This is a genomic window from Streptomyces sp. NRRL F-5122, assembly GCF_001507435.1.
In the GTDB taxonomy this organism is placed as follows: domain Bacteria; phylum Actinomycetota; class Actinomycetes; order Streptomycetales; family Streptomycetaceae; genus Streptomyces; species Streptomyces lannensis.
Genome location: NZ_LMWH01000243.1, coordinates 193,420 through 213,054 on the forward strand (window position 1 = coordinate 193,420; position 19,635 = coordinate 213,054).

Annotated in this window: 19 protein-coding genes; 9 read left to right on the forward strand and 10 right to left on the reverse strand. The window is 69.8% G+C overall.

Translation table 11 applies throughout. The features are described 5' to 3' along the window. Positions 1 to 59: 59 nt before the first annotated feature. Together ADL25_RS28455 and ADL25_RS28460 are read left to right on the forward strand one after the other, a co-directional pair. Positions 60 to 1,814, forward strand: a complete 1,755-nt coding sequence (locus ADL25_RS28455; RefSeq protein WP_059130693.1) for a PQQ-binding-like beta-propeller repeat protein — start codon at positions 60 to 62, stop codon at positions 1,812 to 1,814. A gap of 282 nt (positions 1,815 to 2,096) precedes the next feature. After that, entirely contained in the window at positions 2,097 to 2,804 is a 708-nt protein-coding gene (locus tag ADL25_RS28460; RefSeq protein ID WP_079050621.1) for a helix-turn-helix transcriptional regulator, read from the forward strand. A gap of 119 nt (positions 2,805 to 2,923) precedes the next feature. Here the strand turns inward: ADL25_RS28460 and ADL25_RS28465 are convergent, their stop codons facing one another. Continuing rightward, positions 2,924 to 3,235, reverse strand: coding sequence for a hypothetical protein (locus ADL25_RS28465; protein ID WP_059130695.1), 312 nt, complete (start codon positions 3,233 to 3,235; stop codon positions 2,924 to 2,926). A gap of 21 nt (positions 3,236 to 3,256) precedes the next feature. Continuing rightward, positions 3,257 to 4,936, reverse strand: coding sequence for a sodium:solute symporter family protein (locus ADL25_RS28470; protein ID WP_059130696.1), 1,680 nt, complete (start codon positions 4,934 to 4,936; stop codon positions 3,257 to 3,259). A 225-nt stretch (positions 4,937 to 5,161) separates the two neighbouring features. On the opposite strand from ADL25_RS28470, the gene galT reads away from it, so the two are divergent. The 3 genes from galT to galK are packed head-to-tail and all read left to right on the forward strand — an operon-like array spanning position 5,162 to position 8,358. Beyond that, the gene (gene galT / locus ADL25_RS28475; protein WP_059130697.1) at positions 5,162 to 6,238 is read left to right on the forward strand and encodes a galactose-1-phosphate uridylyltransferase; all 1,077 of its coding nucleotides are present in this window, start codon (positions 5,162 to 5,164) and stop codon (positions 6,236 to 6,238) included. Further along, positions 6,235 to 7,203, forward strand: coding sequence for a UDP-glucose 4-epimerase GalE (gene galE, locus ADL25_RS28480; protein WP_059130698.1), 969 nt, complete (start codon positions 6,235 to 6,237; stop codon positions 7,201 to 7,203). Before galT ends, galE begins: the two co-directional genes overlap by 4 nt. Further along, complete coding sequence (galK, locus tag ADL25_RS28485; RefSeq protein WP_059130699.1) at positions 7,204 to 8,358, forward strand: galactokinase; 1,155 nt, start codon at positions 7,204 to 7,206, stop codon at positions 8,356 to 8,358. Here the strand turns inward: galK and ADL25_RS28490 are convergent. After that, on the reverse strand, positions 8,288 to 8,794 hold the full coding sequence (locus tag ADL25_RS28490) for a GNAT family N-acetyltransferase (RefSeq protein ID WP_059130700.1): 507 nt from the start codon (positions 8,792 to 8,794) through the stop codon (positions 8,288 to 8,290). The two genes, galK and ADL25_RS28490, sit on opposite strands and share 71 nt — an antisense overlap. Positions 8,795 to 9,045: 251 nt before the next feature. Between ADL25_RS28490 and ADL25_RS28495 the strand changes: the two genes are divergently transcribed. Then, a complete protein-coding gene (locus tag ADL25_RS28495; RefSeq protein WP_059130701.1) occupies positions 9,046 to 9,813 on the forward strand; it encodes a LuxR C-terminal-related transcriptional regulator in 768 nt (255 codons plus the stop codon). Here the strand turns inward: ADL25_RS28495 and tamR are convergent. Further along, positions 9,772 to 10,269, reverse strand: a complete 498-nt coding sequence (gene tamR, locus ADL25_RS28500) for a MarR family transcriptional regulator TamR (protein WP_059130702.1) — start codon at positions 10,267 to 10,269, stop codon at positions 9,772 to 9,774. The two genes, ADL25_RS28495 and tamR, sit on opposite strands and share 42 nt — an antisense overlap. Positions 10,270 to 10,465: 196 nt before the next feature. On the opposite strand from tamR, the gene ADL25_RS28505 reads away from it, so the two are divergent. Both ADL25_RS28505 and ADL25_RS28510 read left to right on the forward strand, forming a co-directional pair. Then, complete coding sequence (locus ADL25_RS28505; RefSeq protein ID WP_059130703.1) at positions 10,466 to 11,272, forward strand: trans-aconitate 2-methyltransferase; 807 nt, start codon at positions 10,466 to 10,468, stop codon at positions 11,270 to 11,272. A gap of 3 nt (positions 11,273 to 11,275) precedes the next feature. Continuing rightward, complete coding sequence (locus tag ADL25_RS28510) at positions 11,276 to 11,662, forward strand: VOC family protein (RefSeq protein ID WP_059130704.1); 387 nt, start codon at positions 11,276 to 11,278, stop codon at positions 11,660 to 11,662. Between the two features lie 16 nt (positions 11,663 to 11,678). Here the strand turns inward: ADL25_RS28510 and ADL25_RS28515 are convergent, their stop codons facing one another. Both ADL25_RS28515 and ADL25_RS28520 read right to left on the reverse strand, forming a co-directional pair. Further along, positions 11,679 to 12,344: a TetR/AcrR family transcriptional regulator gene (locus tag ADL25_RS28515; RefSeq protein WP_059130705.1), complete on the reverse strand. Its 666-nt coding sequence runs from the start codon at positions 12,342 to 12,344 to the stop codon at positions 11,679 to 11,681. A gap of 7 nt (positions 12,345 to 12,351) precedes the next feature. Next, the gene (locus tag ADL25_RS28520; RefSeq protein WP_059130706.1) at positions 12,352 to 13,362 is read right to left on the reverse strand and encodes an acyl-CoA desaturase; all 1,011 of its coding nucleotides are present in this window, start codon (positions 13,360 to 13,362) and stop codon (positions 12,352 to 12,354) included. 359 nt (positions 13,363 to 13,721) lie between these two features. On the opposite strand from ADL25_RS28520, the gene ppc reads away from it, so the two are divergent. Continuing rightward, positions 13,722 to 16,454: a phosphoenolpyruvate carboxylase gene (gene ppc / locus ADL25_RS28525; RefSeq protein ID WP_059130707.1), complete on the forward strand. Its 2,733-nt coding sequence runs from the start codon at positions 13,722 to 13,724 to the stop codon at positions 16,452 to 16,454. A gap of 103 nt (positions 16,455 to 16,557) precedes the next feature. On the opposite strand, the gene ADL25_RS28530 is transcribed toward ppc, so the two are convergent. The 4 genes from ADL25_RS28530 to ADL25_RS28545 all read right to left on the reverse strand — a co-directional run bounded on the left by ADL25_RS28530 (position 16,558) and on the right by ADL25_RS28545 (position 19,599). Beyond that, positions 16,558 to 17,046, reverse strand: coding sequence for a hypothetical protein (locus ADL25_RS28530; RefSeq protein ID WP_059130708.1), 489 nt, complete (start codon positions 17,044 to 17,046; stop codon positions 16,558 to 16,560). A gap of 125 nt (positions 17,047 to 17,171) precedes the next feature. Next, positions 17,172 to 17,774, reverse strand: a complete 603-nt coding sequence (gene pth / locus ADL25_RS28535) for an aminoacyl-tRNA hydrolase (RefSeq protein WP_059130709.1) — start codon at positions 17,772 to 17,774, stop codon at positions 17,172 to 17,174. Positions 17,775 to 17,840: 66 nt separating this feature from the next. Continuing rightward, positions 17,841 to 18,440: a 50S ribosomal protein L25/general stress protein Ctc gene (locus ADL25_RS28540; protein WP_059130710.1), complete on the reverse strand. Its 600-nt coding sequence runs from the start codon at positions 18,438 to 18,440 to the stop codon at positions 17,841 to 17,843. Between the two features lie 184 nt (positions 18,441 to 18,624). After that, the gene (locus ADL25_RS28545; protein ID WP_059130711.1) at positions 18,625 to 19,599 is read right to left on the reverse strand and encodes a ribose-phosphate diphosphokinase; all 975 of its coding nucleotides are present in this window, start codon (positions 19,597 to 19,599) and stop codon (positions 18,625 to 18,627) included. Positions 19,600 to 19,635 lie beyond the last annotated feature (36 nt).

Consider the following 19,635-nt stretch of genomic DNA (forward strand, 5'->3'; position numbering starts at 1 on the left):
CCGGCTGCCGGCTCCTCCGTCCCTGCCCACCACTCTTCCGTCCTTCGAGGTACCCCTTCATGAGCCAGCCGCCTCCGCCCCCGAACCAGCCGCCGCCGGGCGGTTTCGGCGCCCCGCAGGATCCGCCGCCGGGCGGTTTCGGCGCTCCCCAGGATCCGCCGCCGGCGCGGGGCCCGGGATACGGCACCCCGCCCCCGCCCCAGACCCCTCCGCCGCCGGCGCAGGGCCCGGGGTACGGCTACCCGCAGGCGCCGAACCCGCCGCAGCAGCCGTACGGCTACCCGCAGCACCCCGGTCACGGCTACCCGAACCAGCAGCCCTACGGCTCCGCGCCGACCGTTCCGCTGGGGGCGCAGGCCCCACAGGGCGGCGGCCGCAAGGGGCTTTCCGCCCAGGTCTGGATCATCGTCGCGGCGGTCGCCGCCATCGCACTGATCATCGGCGGCGGTGTCTGGTACGCGAACGACCGCGGCGGTGACAAGGGCGGAAACTCCGCGTCCGACGGCGGCAAGGACAAGGGCCCCATCGGCGGCTCCGGTTCCGGTGGTGCCGAGGAGAAGGCCCCGGCCGACACCGCCGCCAAGGTGCTGTTCCAGCTGCCGATGCCGGTGGTGAAGAACGACTCCAGCGTCCAGGTCGCCGGCTCCTGGGCCACCGACAAGGCGTATGTGAAGAGCGGGGTGGCCGAGATCGACGGCTACGACCCCGACAAGGGCACCAAGTTGTGGACCATCAAGCTTCCCGGCCCGGTGTGTGCGGTGAGCCGCTACACCAGCGAGGATGACCGCACGGCGATCCTCTACCAGTCGGGGATGCCGACGAAGGACAAGCCGTCCTACGGCTGCACCGAGGTCGCCGCCATCGACCTGAGCGCGGGCAGGAAGCTGTGGACCGGTTCCGCCAAGGCCGGTGACGACAAGATCTCCTTCGGCAACATCACCCAGAGCGGGAACACGGTCGCCCTGGGCAGCACCTCGGGCGGGGCCGCCTTCGACCTGGCCACCGGCCGGTCGCTGTGGAGCCCGAAGCCGGGCGACACCTGCTACGACGCGGGGTACGGCGGAGGGCCGGCCCTGGTCGCCGTCCGCAAGTGCGGTCAGTACGGCGCACGCCAGCTGCACATCCAGACCATCGACCCCAAGTCCGGGCAGGTGAAGTCCGAATACAAGATGGCGACCGGCATCGAGTACGCCAGCGTCGTGTCGACGGACCCGCTCGTGGTCGCCGCGGACGTCGGCGACTCCGCGGCCGGCAGCGGCATCTCGGACCTGTTCTCCATCGACAACAAGACCGGCGCGCTGCGTACGAAGATCTCGCTGCCCGCCAAGACGTACGCGGCCAGGTGCGACGGGATCACACAGACCGAGGCGTGCACCCAGATCACCGTCGGCAACGACAGGGTCTATGTGCCGACCAAGGAGCACGAGGGCAGCGCGGGCGGCTACGGCGAGACCAACGAGATCGTCGCCTTCGACCTCGGTACCGGGAAGCTGAACGGCCAGCGCGCGGACGCGGGCGACGGCTACACCCTCTCCCCGCTGCGCATGGACGGCGGCAACATCATCGCCTACAAGCGCCCGCCCTACGACAAGGGCGGCCAAATCGTCAGCATCGACGGCGGCTCTTTCAAGCCGACCGAGCTCCTCGAGAACCCCTCGTCCGAGTCGGTCCGCAACGCGGAGAGCCGTTTCTCCCCGGACTACGCGGAGATCCGTTACCGAAGCGGCCACCTCTACATGGCCCAGGTCTTCGCGGACAAGCTGTCGGGCTCGGGCGACGGCCGTTACCTGGCCGTCGCGTTCGGCACCGGCTGACGGCCCGGCCGGCCTTCGCGATCACCGGCCCGGACATCTGACCGAGTCTCGGTCGTGCGGTCCCGTCCCAGTTCAAGGGCGGGGCCGTACGCGTATTCTCGTTCCTTCCGAATGGTTGGGATTTCCGCAATCCGGGGCACTTCTCACCGGTAGGGGCGCGCGACGTCGAACAAGCGTGTAGCTTCCGGGGGCATGAAGGGCGGGGGTGCGCGGGGGCTTTCGCCCGTACGGGCCGGTGGGCATCCGTAGTGGGCATCCATGGGGGGACTGGGGGGTTGCTCGATGGGAGTGCGGCTCATGGTGGTCGACGACCACCGGCTGCTCGCCGAGGCGCTCGCCTCGGCACTGAAGCTGCGGGGGCACCGGGTGCTCGCCGCGGCCGCGCCGGCCGCGGGCGCGGCGGAACTGGTGATCACCAGGGCACCCGAGGTGTGCCTGCTGGGGACGGCGACACCGGCCGAGCCGGGGATCTTCGACCCGGTGGTGCGGATCAAACGGGAGCGCCCACAGGTGGCGGTGCTGGTCCTCGGACCGGTGCCCAGTCCGCGCGGGATCGCTGCCGCGTTCGCCGCGGGCGCCTCGGGCTATGTGCGGCACGACGAGCGCATCGAGGGGGTCGAGCGGGCGATCATGAAGGCGCGGGCGGGTGAGGCGGCGGTGGCGCCGCAGTTGCTGCAGGGCGCCTTCAGCGAGCTGCTCAATCCGGCGGCCCAGCCCGACGACGAGGGGCAGCGCCTGCTGCAGATGCTGACGCCGCGCGAGGTGGAGGTCCTGGTACGGGTCGCCGACGGCGAGGACACACGGCTGATCGCGGCCGGCATGGGCATCGCGCCGTCCACGGCCCGTACCCATGTCCAGCGCGTCCTGATGAAACTCGGCGTGGGCTCCCGTCTGGAGGCGGCGGCCCTCGCGGCCCGCACGGGTCTGCTGGACCGTGCAGGACCGCTCGACAACGCGCGGCCGCACGGGGCGGACCCGGCGCCGCAGTAGCCGCGGATCCATCGCCGTGCGGCCGTTCGCGACCGGCCGGGCGGCACCCCGCGCTCCTGCCGGGGCGCGGGGTGCCGCTGCGGCTCAGGCCGCGGACGGTTCGCCCGCCGAGGGGCACGTCATGGCGCAGGCTTCTCGTCCGCGGTCTCCTCCGGAAGCGGCGGAGCCGTCGGGCGCAGTTTCAGCCAGACGAGGAAGAACAGGCCGAGGAGCAGCATGCCCAGGCCGGTCCAGAGGTTGATGTTGACGCCCTGGGCCTTGCGGATGTCCGCGTCGGAGGCGGTGAAGCCGGCGATCATGACGATGATCCCGTAGACCACGAACAGGCCGCCGATGATGCGGCGCAGGTCGAAGATCCGGGCGGCGGTCGTGGACTTGCCCTCGAGGTCGGTGACGGCGCGGTGGACGTCGTGCTCGGAGTACTCGGACATGGTTTCTCAATCCTCCCGCGGTCAGAGCGAGAACGGGATGTAGCAGGCGGCGGCGAGGACGACCGCGCCCCAGCCCAGCAGGGCGGGCTTGCGGTACCAGGCGTCGTCGCCCGCCGCGGGCGCCTCGGCAACGCCGGGGGAGCGGGTGCCGTAGACCAGGCCCTGCAGGCTCTCCGCGGGCTTCGGCTCGGTGAACAGCGAGACCGCCACCATGACGACGGCACCGGCCACGAAACCGGCGATCGCGGAGACGAAGTTGGCGCCCTGGTCGGTGGGGATGCCGATGATGCCCTGCTTGTAGATGACGAAGTAGTTCACCATCGCGGTGACCGTGCCGGCGAGCAGGCCCCACAGTCCGGACTTCGCGGACGCGCGCTTCCAGAACATGCCGACGATGAAGACCACGAACATCGGCACGTTGAAGAAGGAGAACAGCGTCTGCAGGTAGCTCATGATGTTCGAGAACGACGAGGCGAGGAACGCCGTGCCGACCGACGCGAGTACGCCGATGGCGGTGATGAGCCGTCCGAACCTGACGTAGTACGCGTCCTCGCGGTTCTTGACCGCGTACTTCGCCCAGATGTCGTTGGTGAACACCGTGTTGAAGGACGACACGTTGGCCGCCATGCCGGCCATGAAGGCCGCCAGCAGGCCGGTCACCGCGATGCCGAGGATGCCGTTGGGCAGCAGTTCCTGCATCAGGTACGGGATCGCGTCGTTGTACTGCAGATCCGAGCCCGGGGTGCCGATCTTCGGCACCAGGACGGCGGCGACCAGGCCCGGGATCATCACCAGGAAGACGATGAAGATCTTCGGGAACGCGGCGATGAGCGGGGTGCGCTGGGCGGCGGAGAGGTTCTTCGCGGACAGGGCGCGCTGCACCTCGGCGAAGTTGGTCGTCCAGTAGCCGAAGGACAGCACGAATCCGAGGCCGAGGACGATCGTCAGCCAGTTGGCGCCGAGCGGGTTGGCATGGCCGATTCCGGTGCCTCCCCAGGCGGTGACGAAGTCATGCCCGTGGGTCGCGCTGAGCTTGTCGGTCAGGCCGTCCCAGCCGCCGACCTTCTTCAGGCCGAGCAGGGTGATCGGGATGAGGGCCGCCAGGATCACGAAGAACTGGAGCACCTCGTTGTAGATCGCGGAGGACAGACCGCCGAGGGTGATGTAGGCGAGCACGAAGAACCCGGCGACCACGATCGCCACCCACTGCGGCCAGCCCAGCAGCGCCTCCACGACGATCGCCAGCGCATACAGGTTCACGCCTGCGATCAAAATGGCGGCGAAGGCGAACAGGATCGAACTCAGAAGGTGTGCCCCTTTGTCGAAGCGGAGCAGCAGGAACTCCGGGACCGAGCGGACCTTGGAGCCGTAGTAGAAGGGCATCATCACCAGGCCGAGGAAGACCATGGCCGGGATGGCGCCGATCCAGTACCAGTGGACGGTGTAGGCACCGTACTGGGCGCTGTTGGCGGCCATGCCGAGGATCTCGGTGGCGGCCAGGTTGGCCGAGATGAACGCCAGACCGGTGATCCAGGCGGGCAGCGAGCGCCCGGACAGGAAGAAGTCGAGGCTGGTCTTCACCGAGCGCCGGGCGGCCAGCCCGATGCCGAGGACCACGGCGAAGTAGATCCCGAGGATCGTGTAGTCGAGCCCGTTTGTGGGGAGACGGAGCCCGGCGGCGAGATATGTGGGGGTTTGCATACGTACTCGCTTCGTTGCGTGAACCAATCAGAGCGGAACCTACGCCGTTGTGTTCGATATTTGAACACTTCCGATGATGGGCTTTGTTGGATTGTGATGTTGACGCTGGTGGTTGCTCGTGGTTTGTTGTGTTGAGTTATGTTTGAAGAGTGGTACGGGTGCGGATGACGAGCCCGTTCGGGTGCGGACGGCGAGTCCGGCAGTGCAGCAGAAAGGCAAGGTGTCGTGAAGAAGACCTCGACCCGGCTGGCCGACGGTCGTGAGCTCATCTACTACGACCTGCGCGACGACACCGTGCGGGACGCCGTGGACCGCCGGCCGCTGGAGCGGACCGTCACGACCTCCGAGATCCGCCGCGATGTGCTGCTCGGCGACTCGGTCGCCGTCGCCTCGCACCGGCAGGGCCGCACCTACCTCCCACCCGCCGACCAGTGCCCGCTGTGCCCCTCCCGGGGTGAGCGGCTGAGCGAGATCCCGGACTCCTCGTACGATGTGGTGGTCTTCGAGAACCGCTTCCCCTCGCTCGCCGGCGACTCCGGCCGCTGCGAGGTCGTCTGCTTCACCTCCGACCACAATGCCTCCTTCGCCGACCTGACCGAGGAGCAGGCTCGCCTGGTCCTGGACGCCTGGACCGACCGCACCGCCGAACTGTCCCATCTGCCCGCCGTGGAGCAGGTGTTCTGCTTCGAGAACCGGGGCCGGGAGATCGGTGTGACCCTCGGCCACCCGCACGGTCAGATCTACGCCTACCCCTTCACCACGCCCCGCACCGCCCTGATGCTCCGTTCCCTGGCCGCGCACAAGGAGGCGACCGGAGGCGAGAACCTCTTCGACGCCGTCCTCGAACGCGAACTCGCCGACGGGCGGGTCGTACTCGAGGGTGAGCACTGGGTGGCCTTCGTGCCCTATGCCGCGCACTGGCCCTACGAGGTCCACCTCTATCCCCGCCGCCGTGTCCCCGATCTGCTGGCGCTCGAGGAGGCGGCGCGCACAGAATTCCCCAAGGTCTACCTGGAACTCTTGAGGCGCTTCGACCGGATCTTCGACGACAGCGAGGGGGGAGCGCAGGAGTCGCCGACGCCGTACATCGCCGCCTGGCACCAGGCGCCGTTCGGCACGCTGGAGGAGTTCGACGGCGTGACGAGGGACGACTTCGCCCTCCACCTCGAGCTTTTCACCATTCGCCGCACTTCAGGCAAGCTGAAGTTCCTCGCGGGTTCCGAGTCCGGCATGAACGTGTTCATCAACGACGTGCCGCCGGAAGCCGCGGCCCAGCGACTGCGAGAGGTAGCGAGTTCATGAGCGGGAAGTATCTGGTCACCGGTGGCGCGGGCTATGTGGGCAGTGTGGTCGCGCAGCATCTGCTGGAGGCGGGGCACGAGGTCGTCGTTCTCGACAACCTCTCCACCGGCTTCCGCGAGGGCGTGCCGGCCGGCGCTTCCTTCGTCGAGGGCGACATCCGCGATGCCGCCAAGTGGCTGGACCCCTCCTTCGACGCGGTCCTGCACTTCGCCGCGTTCTCGCAGGTCGGCGAGTCGGTCGTGAAGCCCGAGAAGTACTGGGACAACAACGTGGGCGGCACCATGGCGCTGCTCGGCGCCATGCGCGAGGCGGGTGTGCGCAAGCTCGTCTTCTCCTCCACCGCGGCGACCTACGGCGAGCCGGTCAGCACCCCGATCACCGAGACCGACCCGACCGCGCCGACCTCCCCCTACGGCGCCTCCAAGCTCGCGGTCGACCACATGATCACCGGTGAGGCGGCGGCGCACGGTCTGGGCGCCGTGTCGCTGCGCTACTTCAACGTGGCGGGCGCGTACGGCTCCTGCGGCGAGCGGCACGACCCGGAGTCCCACCTCATCCCGCTCGTGCTCCAGGTCGCGCAGGGCCGGCGCGAGGCGATCTCGGTCTTCGGTGACGACTACCCGACGCCGGACGGCACCTGCGTGCGCGACTACATCCACGTCGCGGACCTGGCCGAGGCCCATCTGCTGGCACTGGACGCCGCCACCGCCGGCGAGCACCTGATCTGCAACCTCGGCAACGGCAACGGCTTCTCCGTGCGCGAGGTGATCGAGACGGTGCGCCAGGTCACCGGACATCCGATCCCGGAGGTCGTGGCCCCGCGCCGGGGCGGCGACCCGGCGGTCCTGGTCGCCTCCGCGGCCACGGCCCGCGAGCGGCTCGGCTGGAACCCGTCCCGCGCGGATCTCGCGGGCATCGTCGCGGACGCGTGGGAGTTCGCACAGAACATCACAAGGGAGCAGTAGGTGGGCGTACGCGAGGGCTTCGAGGAGCTGTACGGGGCGGCTCCCGAGGGCGTCTGGGCGGCACCGGGCCGGGTCAATCTGATCGGCGAGTACACGGACTTCAACGAGGGGTTCGTGATGCCGTTCGCACTGCCGCACACGGCGGTCGCGGCGGTCTCGCGGCGCACCGACGGGGTGCTGCGCCTGCACTCGGCGGACATCGAGGGCCCGGTCGTCGAACTACGCATCGACGAACTCCGGCCGCGGACCGACACCGGCTGGGCCGCCTACCCGGCCGGAGTCGTGTGGGTGCTGCGCGAGGCGGGGCACGAGATCACCGGCGCGGATCTGCATCTGTCCTCGACCGTGCCGACGGGCGCCGGTCTGTCCTCGTCGGCGGCGCTCGAAGTGGTCACCGGCCTCGCCCTGAACGACCTGTACGGCCTCGGCCTCGGCCGTCCCGAGCTGGCGAGGCTCGCCCAGCGCGCCGAGAACGACTTCGTGGGCGTGCCGTGCGGGGTCATGGACCAGATGGCGTCGGCCTGCAGCACCGAGGGCCATGCCCTCCACCTCGACTGCCGTGATCTGTCCCTCCGCCAGATCCCCTTCGACCCGGCCTCCCAGGACCTCGCGCTGCTCGTCGTCGACACGCGTGTCAAACACGCGCTGGGCGACGGGGCGTACGCCGAGCGGCGCGAGGGGTGCGAGGAGGGCGCTCGACAGCTCGGGGTCTCGCATCTGCGCGACATCGCCTACGAGGACCTTCAGCCCGCGCTCGAGCGCCTGTCCGACGAGCGGCTGCGCCGCTATGTACGCCATGTCGTCTCGGACGACCACCGCGTCGACCGGGTCGTCGCCCTGCTGGACGCGGGCGACGTCCGGGCGATCGGGCCCGTGCTGACCGAGGGCCATGTCTCCCTGCGGGACGACCTGCGCATCTCCTGCCCGGAGCTGGACCTGGTGGTCGACACCGCGAACGCCTGCGGCGCGCTCGGTGCCCGGATGACCGGCGGCGGCTTCGGCGGCTCGGCGATCGTCCTGGTGGAGGCCTCGGAGGCGGACACCGTCGCCAAGGCGATCGAGGAGGCGTTCGGCGCCGCCGGTTTCACGGCGCCCCGGGTGTTCCCGGCAGTTCCTGCGGCGGGAGCGCACCGGGTCGGCCGAAGCGCTTCGTAAGGGTGTACTCCGTGATCCCCGGCGGATAGTCGGGGATCACGCACACCACGTCGTAGCCCTGCTTCCGGTAGAACTCCGGGGCCTGGAAGTCCCAGGTCTCCAGGCGCGCGGCCGTGCAGTCGCGCTCCTCTTTCGCAACGCGCTCCGCCTCGCCCAGCAGCCGGCCGCCGAGGCCGGCGCCGCGATGGCGGTCGTCCACCCAGAGGTAGGCGACGTACAGCCACGTCGCCCAGGTGTGCCCGACCAGGCCGCCGGCCAGTTCGCCCGTCGTGTCCAACGCCCATATCTGGAGCGGGACTTCGCGTTCGGTCGGGGTTCCGCGCAGCGCGCGCAGTATCGGGGAGGCCGCCGTGTTCGTCTCGCGCAGCCGAGTGATGAGCAGTTCCCGCCGCGTCTTGTCGACTTCCGTCTCGATACGAAACATGCGGCACACCATAAGCGCGTCGGCCAACCAGTTCTGCAAATTTCCTTCCGCTCCCGGTCCCTGGCCCTACCCTGTGAACAGCGCCGGTGGGGGCCGGTGCTGATCAGGGGGCGAAACAGTCGGGTACGACGCCCGGGGTGGGGGTAGCAGTTCCAGCACGGCGGCGGCCGTGCGACTGCGTCGCCTCCGTCCCAGGTGAATGACCGGGGAGCATTCCGGGCGCCGTACCTGCGCCGGTCGTCCCCCGAGCTGTGGGGGTTTCAGTGATCCGCATCCGAGTCCTGGTCGTCGACGACCACCGCATCTTCGCCGAGTCGCTCGCCGCCGCCCTGGCGGCCGAGCCCGACGTCGACGTGTCCGCGGCCGGCAGCGGCCCGGCCGCACTGCGCTGCCTCGACCGGGCGGCCGCCGAGGGCCGCAGATTCGACGTGATGCTCGTCGACGCGGACCTCGGGGGCAACGTCCCGGGCTCGCGCCCGGCGGTCCCCGTCCAGGCGGGCGACGAGGACGGACTCGTCGACGGCATATCCCTGGTCGCCGGGGTCCGTTCCGGTCAGCCTCATGTGCGGACCGTCGTCCTCGCCGAGAAGGACGACCCGCGCCGTGCCGCGCTCGCCCTGCAGGCCGGGGCGTCCGGCTGGGTCGCCAAGGACTGCTCGCTGTCCCGGCTGCTGACGGTCATCCGGGGTGTGCTGCGGGACGAGACGCATCTGCCGCCCGCCCTGCTCACCGGTGTACTGCGCGAGCTGACCGCGGCCCGCAAGCACCGCACCGAGAGCGAGCGGCTGGTGGAGTCCCTGACGCCCCGGGAGCGTGAGGTACTGCGCTGCATGGTCGCCGGGCTCGGCCGCAAGGCCGTCGCCGAGCGGCTGTTCCTCTCCCCGCACACCGTCCGCACACACATGCAGAACGTCCTCGGCAAACTGGGCGTCCACTCCACCCTCGCGGCCGTGGCCCTCGCCCGGCGCGCCGGTGTCGGACCGGTCGACCTAGCCGGGGATGTTGTCGAACGGGGCGGTCAACTGGCGTAGCAGTGCGGCCAGTTCACTGCGCTGGGCGGCGCTCAGCTCCGCCAGGATCGCGCGCTCCTGGTCGAGCAGTCCGGCGAGTGCCTGGTCGGCCCGGTCCCGGCCCTCGTCCGTGAGGCGTACCAGCACACCCCTGCGGTCGCTCGGGTCGGGAAGCCGCTCGACCAGGCCCTTCTTCGCCAGGCGGTCGATGCGGTTGGTCATGGTGCCGGAGGTGACCAGAGTCTGGGTCAGCAGCTGGCCCGGCGAGAGCTGGTAGGGGCCGCCGGCCCGCCTGAGCGCGGTGAGGACGTCGAACTCCCAGGGCTCGAGACTGTGTTCCGCGAACGCCAGCCGACGTGCGCGGTCCAGGTGCCGGGCCAGCCTGCTGACCCGGCTGAGCACTTCGAGCGGTTCCACGTCGAGGTCCGGGCGCTCCCGGCGCCACGCAGCGACCAGCCGATCGACCTCGTCCTCCATGTCGATCAGTGTAGTGGTTGTGTCGACATGAAGTCTCTTGATGTGGAGTCTCTTGACGTCGAGATAGTTTGGGTACGAGGATGCTGTCCGTACGGAGGCGACGTCGAACGTCGAACGGGGGCGCCGCCTCCGTACGAGGGCACCCGGGCAGGGTGCTCCGCCGCGCCCCGTCCGCCTGCCGTGAGGAGGCCCTGTCATGCCCGCCGCCCCCGTCTGGGATCCCGGCCAGTACCTGCGCCACGCCGGCCACCGCGCCCGCCCCTTCGCCGATCTGCTCGCCCGCGTCCCCGATCTGCCCGGCGGCCCGCCCCGCATCGCGGACCTCGGCTGTGGCCCCGGCAATGTCACCGCCCTGCTCGCCGAGCGCTGGCCCACCGCGCACATCACCGGGTACGACAACTCGCCGGAGATGCTGGACAAGGCCCACACCGAGCACGAGGGCCCCACCCCGGGCGGCGGGCGCCTCGACTTCGCCCCGGCCGACGCCCGCACCTGGACGCCGGCGCAGCCGTACGACCTGATCGTCAGCAACGCCACCCTGCAATGGGTGCCCGGGCACGCCGCACGCTTCCCCGACTGGATCGCCGGCCTCGCTCCCGGGGGCACCTTCGCCTTCCAGGCCCCCGGCAACTTCGACTCGCCCAGCCACCGGCTGATGCGGGAACTGGCCCACTCGCCCCGCTGGAAGGACCGTCTGGCCGGCACGCTGCGCCACGACGACGCCGTGCTCACCCCGGGGGCCTATCTGGAGCGCCTGGCCGACCTCGGCTGCACGGTGGACGCCTGGGAGACGACGTACCTGCATCTGCTCCACGGCGAGGATCCGGTCCTGGACTGGGTGAAGGGCACCGGACTGCGCCCGGTGCTGACCGAGCTCGGGGACGGCGCGGAGGAGTTCCTCGCCGACTACCGCGCGGCCCTGCGGGAGGCGTACCCGGCGACCGCGCACGGCACGTTGTTCCCGTTCCGCCGCATCTTCGCCGTCGCCACGAAGGAGGCGTGAGGGATGCTCGCCGCCGTCGACCACGTCCAGCTCGCCGCCCCGCCGGGCTCCGAGGAGCTGCTGCGGGCGTTCTACACGGATGTCCTCGGCATGACCGAGGTCCCCAAGCCGCCGGTGCTCGTCGCCCGAGGGGGCTGCTGGTTCCGGGCGGGCGCGGTGCAGCTGCACCTGGGGATCGAGAGCGACTTCCGGCCCGCGAGGAAGGCCCACCCGGGGCTGCGGGTCACGGACATCGGGGCGTACGCGGCCCGGCTCCGGGCGCGTGGGGCCGAGGTCACCTGGGACGGCGGCCTTCCCGGTCACCGTCGCTTCTACATGCAGGACCCGGTGGGCAACCGGCTGGAGTTCCTCGAGCCGGTCACGGCCGGCGAGGATCACCACAACGGGTGACCCCGGCGGGCCCGCCTCAGTTCTTGCGATGGCCTATCAGCCGCGGCTTCGGTTCCAGCCCGTCCAGGCCGTGCCACGCCAGGTTCACGAGGTGGGCGGCGACCTCGGCCTTCTTCGGCCGGCGCACGTCCAGCCACCACTGCCCGGTCAGGGCGACCATGCCGACCAGGGCCTGGGCGTAGAGCGGGGCCAGCTTGGGGTCGAATCCGCGGCTCTTGAACTCGCGGCCGAGGATGTCCTCCACCTGGGTGGCGATGTCCGAGATGAGGGAGGCGAAGGAACCCGTCGACTGCGGGATGGGCGAGTCGCGGACCAGGATGCGGAAACCGTCGGTGTACTCCTCGATGTAGTCGAGGAGCGCGAAGGCCGCCTGCTCGCACAGCTCGCGGGGATGCCCCGCGGTCAGCGAACCGGTCACCATGTCCAGCAGGCGCCGCATCTCGCGGTCCACCACCACCGCGTACAGCCCCTCCTTGCCGCCGAAATGCTCGTAGACCACCGGCTTGGAGACCCCGGCCTTCGCTGCGATCTCCTCCACCGATGTGCCCTCGAAGCCCTTGGCGGCGAACAGCGTGCGACCGATCTCCAGCAACTGCTGGCGGCGCTCCGCACCGGTCATCCGGGTGCGGCGGGGGCGCCGCGGCTTTTCATTGCTGGGGGTGCTGGAGGAGTCGGTCGCCACGCGTCAATCATGCCGCGTCGGCGGTCGCCTTCCCTCGCCGGGAGCCGTTCCCGTCCGTGCTGCGGCGGGAATCGATACGCGAGCGTGACGGCCAGCGCACGTCGGACGCCCAGCCGAGCAGCTCGAACCAGCGGATGATCCGCGCCGAGGAGTCCAGCTGGCCCCGCTCCACGCCGTGCCGGGCGGACGTCGGGTCCGCGTGGTGCAGGTTGTGCCACGACTCGCCGCACGACAGGATCGCCAGCCACCACACGTTGCCGGAGCGGTCACGGGACTTGAACGGGCGCTTGCCCACCGCGTGGCAGATCGAGTTGATCGACCAGGTCACATGGTGCAGCAGCGCCACCCGGACGAGTGAGCCCCAGAAGAACGCCGTGAAAGCGCCCCACCAGGACATCGTGACCAGCCCGCCGATCAGCGGCGGCAGCGCCAGGGACACCACGGTCCACAGCACGAACTGCCGGGAGACCGCCCGCAGGGCCGGGTCCTTGATCAGGTCCGGTGCGTACTTGTCCTGAGGCGTCTGCTCCTCGTCGAACAGCCAGCCGATGTGCGCCCACCACAGGCCCTTCATCAGGGCCGGGAGCGTCTCGCCGAACCGCCAAGGGGAGTGCGGGTCGCCCTCGGCGTCCGAGAACTTGTGGTGCTTGCGGTGGTCGGCCACCCAGCGCACCAAGGGGCCCTCCACGGCCATCGAACCCGCGATCGCCAGCGCGATCTTCAGGGGCCGCTTGGCCTTGAACGAACCGTGCGTGAAATGGCGGTGGAAACCGATCGTGATGCCGTGACAGCCCAGGTAGTAGAAGAAGACCATCAGGCCGAGGTCGAGCCAGCTCACGCCCCAGCCCCAGGCCAGCGGCACCGCCGCGACGAGCGCCAGGAACGGGACGGTGATGAACAGCAGCAGGGCGATCTGCTCGATCGAGCGCTTCTGCTCGCCACCCAGAGTCGCGGAGGGCAGCAGAGTGTCGTCGTTCGCCTGTGTGGCGTCTGCCATCACATCGGAGCGTGCGGTCATGGGGCGTCCCCTGTGGGGTCGAGGGTTGCGGCAGGTGCCCGGATTACGGCCCCAAGGTGCTCCCGTGATCTGACGGGAGACCCTACGTCTCCGTAACCTACGGCATCGTAAGTATGGCAGTGCGTTGCCCGGCGGCAAGAGCCCGTGGGCCTGCGCGTCCGCCCGGCACCTATCCTGGAGTCGGTCGGACACCGCGGTCCGCATTGTTACCTTCCCGGATGCCCGTTCCGTATGCGGCACCCACCGCGCGGCACCCATCCGGGTTCCCTCCCAGACGACCTCCACCCGTCGCCCACCACCGCCCTTCCAGGGAGTCGCTGACGCGACGCACCTCCTGAATACTGCAAGGAGCCGCACCTGTGAGCAGTGCCGACGACCAGACCACGACGACCAGCAGCGAGCTGCGCGCCGACATCCGCCGACTGGGCGATCTGCTCGGCGAGACCCTCGTCCGGCAGGAGGGCCCCGAACTCCTGGAGTTGGTCGAGCGGGTACGCCGGCTCACCCGAGAGGACGGAGAGGCCGCCGCGGAACTCCTGCGCGGCACCGAGCTGGAGACCGCGGCCAAGCTGGTACGCGCCTTCTCCACCTACTTCCACCTCGCGAACGTCACCGAGCAGGTCCACCGCGGCCGCGAGCTGCGCGCCAAGCGCGCCGCCGAGGGCGGACTCCTCGCCCGTACGGCCGACCGCCTCAAGGACGCCGACCCGGAGCACCTGCGTGAGACCGTCACGCACCTGAACGTCCGCCCGGTGTTCACGGCCCACCCGACGGAGGCCGCGCGCCGTTCCGTCCTCAACAAGCTCCGGCGTATCGCCGCGCTCCTGGAGACCCCCGTCCTCGAGTCCGACCGGCGCCGCCAGGACATCCGCCTGGCCGAGAACATCGACCTCGTCTGGCAGACCGACGAGTTGCGCGTCGTACGCCCCGAGCCCAGCGACGAGGCCCGCAACGCCATCTACTACCTGGACGAACTGCACGCAGGCGCCGTCGGCGACGTCCTGGAGGACCTCACCGCGGAACTGGAGCGCGTCGGCGTCAAGCTCCCCGACGGCACCCGCCCCCTGACCTTCGGCACCTGGATCGGCGGCGACCGCGACGGCAACCCCAACGTGACCCCCGAGGTCACCTGGGAGGTGCTGATCCTGCAGCACGAGCACGGCATCAACGACGTGCTGGAGATGGTCGACGAACTGCGCGGCCTGCTGTCCCAGTCGATCCGCTACACCGGCGCCACCGAGGACCTGCTGGAGTCCCTCCGCGCGGACCTCGAGCTGCTGCCCGAGATCAGCCCCCGCTACAAGCGCCTGAACGCCGAGGAGCCCTACCGCCTCAAGGCCACCTGCATCCGCCAGAAGCTCGTCAACACCAAGCGGCGCCTCGCCAGAGGCACCCAGCACGAGCCCGGACGCGACTACCTCGGCACCGGCGAACTCCTGCACGACCTGCGGCTCGTCCAGGCCTCGCTGCGCGCCCACCGGGGCGGCCTGTTCGCCGACGGCCGGCTCGCCCGCACCATCCGCACCATCGCCGCCTTCGGCCTCCAGCTCGCCACCATGGACGTCCGCGAGCACGCCGACGCCCACCACCACGCCCTCGGCCAGCTCTTCGACCGGCTCGGCGAGGAGTCCTGGCGCTACGACGACATGCCGCGCGAGTACCGGCACCGGCTGCTCGCCAAGGAACTGCGCTCCCGCAGGCCCCTCGCGCCCACCCCGGCCCCGCTCGACGCCGCGGGCGCCAAGACCCTCGGCACGTTCGAGACGATCAAGCGGGCCCTGAAGGTCTTCGGACCCGAGGTCATCGAGTCCTACATCATCTCCATGTGCCAGGGTGCCGACGACGTGTTCGCCGCCGCGGTCCTCGCCCGTGAGGCCGGACTGATCGACCTGCACGCCGGCTGGGCCAAGATCGGCATCGTCCCGCTGCTGGAGACCACCGACGAGCTCAAGGCCGCCGACACCCTCCTCGAGAACATGCTCTCCGACCCGTCCTACCGGCGGCTCGTCGCGCTGCGCGGAGACGTGCAGGAGGTCATGCTCGGCTACAGCGACTCCTCCAAGTTCGGCGGCATCACCACCTCCCAGTGGGAGATCCACCGCGCCCAGCGCCGGCTGCGCGACGTCGCCCACCGCTACGGCGTACGCCTGCGGCTCTTCCACGGCCGCGGCGGCACCGTGGGACGCGGCGGCGGCCCCAGCCACGACGCGATCCTCGCCCAGCCCTGGGGCACCCTGGAAGGCGAGATCAAGGTGACCGAGCAGGGCGAGGTCATCTCCGACAAGTACCTGATCCCCTCCCTGGCCCGGGAGAACCTGGAACTGACGGTCGCCGCCACCCTCCAGGCCTCGGCTCTGCACACCGCGCCCCGCCAGTCCGTCGAGGCCCTCGCACGCTGGGACGCGGCCATGGACGTCGTCTCCGACGCCGCCCACGCCGCCTACCGCAGGCTCGTCGAGGACCCCGACCTGCCGGCGTACTTCTTCGCCTCCACGCCGGTCGACCAGCTCGCCGACCTCCACCTCGGGTCCCGCCCCTCACGGCGCCCCGACTCCGGGGCCGGACTCGACGGACTGCGCGCCATCCCCTGGGTCTTCGGCTGGACCCAGTCCCGGCAGATCGTGCCCGGCTGGTTCGGCGTCGGCTCCGGCCTGAAGGCGCTGCGCGAGGCCGGCCTCGACACCGTGCTCGACGAGATGCACGAACAGTGGCACTTCTTCCGCAACTTCATCTCCAACGTCGAGATGACCCTTGCCAAGACGGACCTGCGGATCGGCCGCCACTACGTCGACACCCTCGTCCCCGACGAGCTCAAGCACGTGTTCGGCACGATCGAGGCCGAACACGAACTGACGGTCCGTGAGGTACTGCGGGTGACCGGCGAGCAGGAACTCCTCGACGCCAACCCCGTCCTGAAGCAGACCTTCGGCATCCGGGACGCCTACCTCGACCCGATCTCCTACCTCCAGGTCGCCCTGCTCAAGCGCCAGCGCGACGCGGCGGCCGAGGGAGCCGAGGCCGACCCGCTGCTGGCCAGGGCCCTGCTGCTGACCGTGAACGGCGTCGCCGCGGGCCTGCGCAACACCGGCTGAACCCACCCCGCGCACCACGGTGCCCCCGTACCCGCCCCGCAGGCGGGCACGGGGGCACCGTCACACCCGGCAAACGGCCACCCCGGACATTATCCGGACACCCTCACAGCAGGGCGAAGGCGGCCGTGAGCAACGCGACCCCGGCCCCCGCCAGCACCCACGCCGCACGCACCGCACGCAGTCCGCCCGCCACCACGACCGAGGCCAGCAGCAACGCCCCGCCCAGCGGCACCCAGGCATACAGAACACCCGCCGGACCGGAGCGCACGACGGCGTCCGAACCCGGCTTCACGATCACCGCGTACGTCTGCCCGCGCTTCACCGCGACCGACTTGTCGATGACCACGCTCCCGCGCGCCCGCGCCCCCGGCGAGACGGGTGTGAAGGGACCGGTGCACGTGTCGGCGCCGCACCGCGTCACCTCGATCGTGCCGCGCTCACGGCCCTTGGTCAGCATCACGTACTGCGCGGTGCCCCAGGAACCCCAGGCGCCGGCGACCACGATCAGGACGGCGACCGCACCCATGGCCGCGAGCCGCCCGAACCGCAGCACCGCGACCGCACCCTGAGAGGACGAGACGGCAGAAGGCATGCCGGCGATCCTTGGCCATGGCCTTGCGCCCGGTCAACTCCGGCCCGTCGCCGAGTGCGACAAGTCCCGAGTTGTACCCATGAAACGCCGCCTTGCACCCGACACGCGCACCCACCCGTCCGCACTCAGGAGTTGTACGTGCCCTGCGCCCGCTCCAGCCCCTCGATCACCAGACACTCCACCGCGTCCGCCGCACGGTCCAGGAAGTAGTCCAGCTCCTTGCGGTCCGCCGACGAGAAGTCCTTCAGCACAAAATCCGCGACCTGCATCCGCCCCGGAGGACGACCGATCCCGAACCGCACCCGGTGATAGTCCGCACCCATCGCCTTCGTGATCGACTTCAGCCCGTTGTGACCGTTGTCCCCACCCCCGAGCTTCAACCGCAGGGTGCCGTAGTCGATGTCCAACTCGTCGTGCACCGCCACGACGTTCGCTACCGGAACCTTGTAGAAATCCCGCAGAGCACTCACCGGGCCGCCCGACAGGTTCATGTACGACATGGGCTTCGCCAGGATCACCCGACGGTTCGCCGGACCCGGCGGACCGATCCGCCCCTCCACGACCTGAGCCTGCGCCTTGCCCGCCCGCTTGAACTTCCCGCCGATCCGCTCGGCCAGTAGATCGGCCACCATGAACCCCACGTTGTGCCGGTTCATCGCATACTCGGATCCGGGATTGCCGAGGCCCACAACGAGCCAGGGGCCGTTTACCGGGGTGGTCACGTCCATGTCTCCTCGATACGCGCCAGCCGCTGCCCCACACGGGAACAGCGGCTGACAGAACGACGACGGGAATCAGGCCTCGACGGCGGCCTCTTCGCCCTCGGTCGACTCGCCCTCCGGGGCCTCCTCCGCCTGCGCGGCCAGAACCTGCAGCACCACGGCGTCCTCGTCCACAGCCAGGGTCACACCCGACGGAAGAACGATGTCCTTGGCGTGGATGGACGCACCGGCCTCCAGACCCTCCACCGAAACGGTCACCGCCTCGGGGATGTGAGTGGCCTCGGCATCCACCGGCAGCGCCGCCAGCACGTGCTCCAGCAGGTTGCCACCCGGGGCCAGCTCACCCTCGGCCTGGACCGGAATCTCGACCGTGACCTTCTCGCCACGCTTGACCAGCAGCAGGTCCACGTGCTCGAGGAAACCCTTCAGCGGGTCACGCTGCACGGCCTTCGGAATCGCCAGCTCATTGCTCTTGCCGTCGATGTCCAGCGAGATCAGAACGTTCGGCGTACGCAGCGCCAGCAGCAGCTCGTGGCCCGGCAGGGTCAGGTGCAGCGGCTCGGAACCGTGGCCGTACAGCACACCGGGAACCTTGCTGTCACGACGGATACGACGCGCGGCACCCTTGCCGAACTCGGTGCGCGTCTCGGCGGCGATCTTCACCTCGGACATGATCACTCCTCGTAGAAGCAGTAATGGACGGTCACCCGGCCACGAACGGCCTGCTACGAAGAGCGCGTCGATAACGGACCGCCGTACCCATGGGTACGGCCTCCCTCGCCGAGCAACTGCAGCAGTCTACTCGGAGCGGGAGGCCACACCCAAAACGATCTCTACCGGCCCGGCCGGACCACCATCACTGCTCGTCGAACAGGCTCGTCACCGAACCGTCCTCGAACACCTCACGCACAGCGCTCGCGATCGTCGGCGCGATCGACAGCACAGTGATCTTGTCCAGATCCAGCTCACCCGGCGTCGGCAGCGTGTCCGTGAACACGAACTCACTCACCTTCGAGTTCTTCAGCCGGTCGGCCGCCGGACCCGACAGCACACCGTGCGTCGCCGTCACGATGACATCCTCCGCACCGTGCGCGAACAGCGCGTCCGCAGCCCCACAGATCGTGCCACCCGTATCGATCATGTCGTCGACCAGGACACAGATACGGCCCTTCACATCACCGACGACCTCGTGCACCGTCACCTGGTTCGCTACGTCCTTGTCACGCCGCTTGTGCACGATCGCCAGCGGCGCACCCAGACGGTCGCACCAACGGTCCGCCACCCGCACGCGACCCGCGTCCGGGGACACCACCGTCAGCTTGTTCCGGTCCACCTTCGCGCCCACATAGTCCGCCAGCAGCGGCAGCGCGAACAGATGGTCCACCGGACCGTCGAAGAACCCCTGGATCTGATCCGTGTGCAGGTCCACCGTCAGGATGCGGTCCGCACCCGCCGTCTTCATCAGGTCCGCAACCAGGCGTGCCGAAATCGGTTCACGTCCGCGGTGCTTCTTGTCCTGCCGCGCGTAACCGTAGAAGGGCACGATCACCGTAATGGAACGCGCCGACGCCCGCTTCAGGGCGTCGATCATGATCAGCTGCTCCATGACCCACTTGTTGATCGGAGCCGTATGGCTCTGGATCAGGAAGCAGTCGGCACCACGCGCCGACTCCTCGTAGCGAACATAGATCTCGCCATTGGCGAAGTCGAAGGCCTTCGTCGGGACGACCCCGACATCCAGCTGGCGGGCGACCTCCTCGGCAAGCTCGGGGTGGGCGCGGCCGGAGAAGAACATCAACTTCTTCTGGCCGGTCGTCTTGATCCCGGTCACAGCACTGTCTCCTCAGAGGTGTTCTCAGCTCGATGC